Source organism: Pseudomonas sp. P5_B2, assembly GCF_056400445.1.
The window spans coordinates 1-3,212 of record NZ_JBFULH010000465.1 but is presented as its reverse complement, the minus strand read 5'-3'; the positions used below and the strand labels follow the sequence as shown (position 1 = coordinate 3,212).

The window sequence follows — 3,212 nt, the reverse complement described above, 5'->3', positions numbered from 1 at the left end:
GCGGTGGCATTCGCCGGGAATATGGCTTCCAGCACTTGCAACTCGTCATCGCTGAGTTTTACCTCCAGCGCGGCGACATTTTCTTCAAGGTATTTGCGCTGTTTGGTCCCTGGAATCGGGATCAGGAAGTCACCTTGCGCCAGCACCCAGGCCAACGCCAGTTGGCCTGCTGTCACCCCCTTGTCCGCCGCCAATGCTTGTACCTGCTGCACCAACAGCAGATTCCTGGCAAAGTTTTCCCCTTGGAAACGCGGGCTGAAACGACGGTAATCATCTGCCGCAAAGTCATCCGGGCTTTTCAGTGCGCCCGTCAGAAAGCCCCGCCCAAGGGGGCTATAAGGCACGAACGCCACGCCCAGTCGCTGGCACGTGGCGAGGCAGCCGTTCTCCTCATGATCGCGGCTCCACAACGAATACTCACTTTGCAGCGCACTGATGGGGTGCACCTTATGCGCCCGCTCCAGTGTGGCGGCCGATGCCTCGCTCAAGCCCAGATAGCGCACCTTGCCGGCCTTGACCAACTCGGCCATGGCGCCGACGGTTTCTTCGATGGCCACTTGTGGATCGATGCGGTGCTGGTAATACAGGTCCAGGGTTTCAACGTTGAGGCGTTTGAGCGTGCCGTCGATGGCCGCGCGAATGTACTCCGGCCGCCCATTGACACCTCGGGTGCCAGGGTTGGTCGGGTCGCGGACAATGCCGAACTTGCTCGCCAGAAACACCTGGTCGCGTTTACCGATAATGGCCTCACCGATCAATGATTCGTTGGTGTGAGGGCCGTACATGTCCGCAGTGTCGAGCAGGTTGATCCCGAGTTCGAGCGCGCGATGCAGGGTGGCGATGGCTTCGCGGGTGTCTACGCCCGTGGTATAGAAATCGCTCATGCCCATACAGCCCAGGCCGATAGCGGACACTTGCGGGCCGTTTTTACCCAATTGACGTGTTTGCATGAAATCAACTCCCTGTGGTGTGAGCGCACAGTGTTGCTCTTGGTAAAAACAAGATAAACCGGCTAGAACTGCTATCACTGTTCGTCATTTCTAAATAATCGAAAGAGACGTCTTCGCAATGGACCGTTTCAACGCCATGCGCGTGTTTACCCGAATCGTCGAACTCGGCGGGTTTGCCAAAGCGGCAGACAGCCTGCAATTGCCCCGAGCTTCGGTCACCACGCTGATCAAGCAGCTTGAAGCGCACCTCGGGGTGCAACTGCTGCAACGCACCACGCGACAGGTCAACCTCACCCTCGACGGCGCTGCCTATTACCCTCGTTGTGTGCGGTTACTGGCGGATCTTGAGGAAACCGAAGCGGTGTTTTCCGCCGCGCGGCAAAACCCCAAAGGCCTTTTGCGCGTGGACATGCCGGCAGGGATCGGGCGCTTGATCGTGATTCCGGCGCTGCCGGACTTCACTCGCCGTTATCCATTGATCGATCTGGAAATCGGCTTGAATGACCGACCCGTCGATCTGATTCGCGAAGGGGTCGATTGTGTGCTGCGAGGTGGCTTGGCTCTGGATGATTCATTGGTGGCGCGGCCATTGGTCCTGCTGGATCAGGTCACGTGCGCCAGCCCTGATTATTTGCGACGCAACGGAACGCCCGAATGTCTGGCCGACCTTGAAGGGCACTGGATGGTTGAATATTTCTCCGGCAGTACTGGCAAGCGTTACGGGCTCGAATTCGAGGTCAACAATGAGATCCAGCTCATGGATTTGCCCAAACAGGTCGCGGTCAACAGCGCCGACGGCTACCTGGCGGCCTGTGAGGCGGGGTATGGACTGATTCAGACCCCGTACTACCACGTTGCCCGTCAGCTCGACGAAGGCCGGTTGTGTGAAGTGCTCGCCAAGGTGCCGCCACCGGTGATGCCGCTGACGGCGCTTTATCCACCTCACCGCCAGTTGTCCCGGCGGGTCAGGGTGTTTGTCGACTGGCTGGTGGAGCTTTGCGCGCAGCCGGGTCTTAACGTTTATAGAAAGGATTCAAGCGGCTGAACACGTGCTGTCCAGCGGCCTGACATTACGCTGCAAGTTATCGTGTAACTGTTGCATGTCAGGGCAGTGCAGGTTGAGGTTGCGCGGCTGCGCCCCACGATGAAACAGGGCGAACCATCCATGCTTGCCAGGCGCTGGCATCAAACCGGTGAAGGTGAAACTGCGCATCGTCAAACGCTGCAGGTCATCGGAAAAGTGCCGTGACAAAGCGAGCTTGACTGAGATAAGCCAATGGATGGGCAAACCCGAGAGCTGGTCCAGCAATCGGTCGTTCAAGCAGTGAATGGCGATGGCGTAGCGCTGATGCTGTTGCCTGATTTGTAATGGCATCGAAGGAGGCGATGCCGTGACCTGGCAAGACCCGAACACAGCGCTCAAGCGTTGCATCAACGGGCGGCAACTCTCTGGCCAACGCAAGTCCGGAAGGGGGCGAACGTGTCCTTGGGCCGCATAACAACCGATTATGACCGTTTCCGGCAGCGGCTCGGTGAGAGGAGACGGCGCGTAGTCAGGCAGTAGTCCTGTGCTGTGAAAGCCTAGGCTGTGAGCCATACGTTGCGTGTAAGGATGGTGCGTGACTTGTTTGATCAAGATGTTCTTGATCCCCTGCGCATTCGATTGCACCAGCAATGCTCGCCCCAGGTGCGTCGAGATACGTTGCCCTTGTGCCGCGGGATGGACCACGCTGAGGGCCAGTTCCGTGGTGTCCGACAGCCTGTCACGACATAACGCGGCGTGCCCCACAACGCGTCCGTCGTCTACCGCCAGCATGGAGATCCAGTGACCGTCGGCATTGTTCTGGCTGATCATGTGCGGCAGATAAACGTCCGGTCGAGGGTAATGATCCCCGTAAATCCGGCGAAACAACTGGCTCACGGCGGGTGCGTCGCCAGGCTGGTAGCGGCGATAAACAATGTCAGACATCACGCACGCTCCGTCGAAGGGGTGTCATACACACGTAAGTCCAGCACCCGCAACTGTTTGCCGGAACGCGGGTGAAGTTTCAAATCGGTGACAGCGCAGGACAACACGCGAAACTCCAGCAACCCCTCGCGGTGCAGTTGCACAATGCCCGGATAGTGCGCGGCCAGCGCTTTATAYAACGCGCTGCAGAGGGGGACGGAGTCGATTGATGGGGGGTCGGGCACCCACTTCACACTCACGATGTCTTTGAATCCCTCTTGCTCGATCAACAACTGCCATTGATCGCTGTGAGC

General features: G+C 58.5%; 3 protein-coding genes and 1 pseudogene. 1 reads left to right on the top strand and 3 read right to left on the bottom strand.

Annotated features, from left to right (window positions below; all coding sequences use genetic code 11):
- On the bottom strand, positions 1-950 hold a 950-nt coding region (locus AC1DRJ_RS22430), incomplete at its 3' end, for an aldo/keto reductase (RefSeq protein WP_477804068.1).
- Positions 951-1,068: 118 nt separating this feature from the next.
- Between AC1DRJ_RS22430 and AC1DRJ_RS22425 the strand changes: the two genes are divergently transcribed.
- Positions 1,069-1,995 (top strand): LysR family transcriptional regulator, encoded by a 927-nt coding sequence (locus tag AC1DRJ_RS22425; protein WP_477804067.1) that lies wholly within the window; start codon positions 1,069-1,071, stop codon positions 1,993-1,995.
- Here AC1DRJ_RS22425 and AC1DRJ_RS22420 read toward each other — a convergent pair.
- Together AC1DRJ_RS22420 and AC1DRJ_RS22415 are read right to left on the bottom strand one after the other, a co-directional pair.
- The gene (locus tag AC1DRJ_RS22420; protein ID WP_477804066.1) at positions 1,984-2,919 is read right to left on the bottom strand and encodes a GNAT family N-acetyltransferase; all 936 of its coding nucleotides are present in this window, start codon (positions 2,917-2,919) and stop codon (positions 1,984-1,986) included. The two genes, AC1DRJ_RS22425 and AC1DRJ_RS22420, sit on opposite strands and share 12 nt — an antisense overlap.
- Positions 2,919-3,212, bottom strand: a pseudogene (locus AC1DRJ_RS22415) (phenylacetate--CoA ligase family protein); the annotation flags it as partial. The gene AC1DRJ_RS22420 and the pseudogene AC1DRJ_RS22415, both read right to left, overlap by 1 nt.

Bases quoted from the DNA above. Each gene is read 5' to 3' on its own strand.
- AC1DRJ_RS22425 (WP_477804067.1), top strand. From the start codon at position 1,069: ATGGACCGTTTCAACGCCATGCGCGTGTTTACCCGAATCGTCGAACTC.
- AC1DRJ_RS22420 (WP_477804066.1), bottom strand. From the start codon at position 2,919: ATGTCTGACATTGTTTATCGCCGCTACCAGCCTGGCGACGCACCCGCC.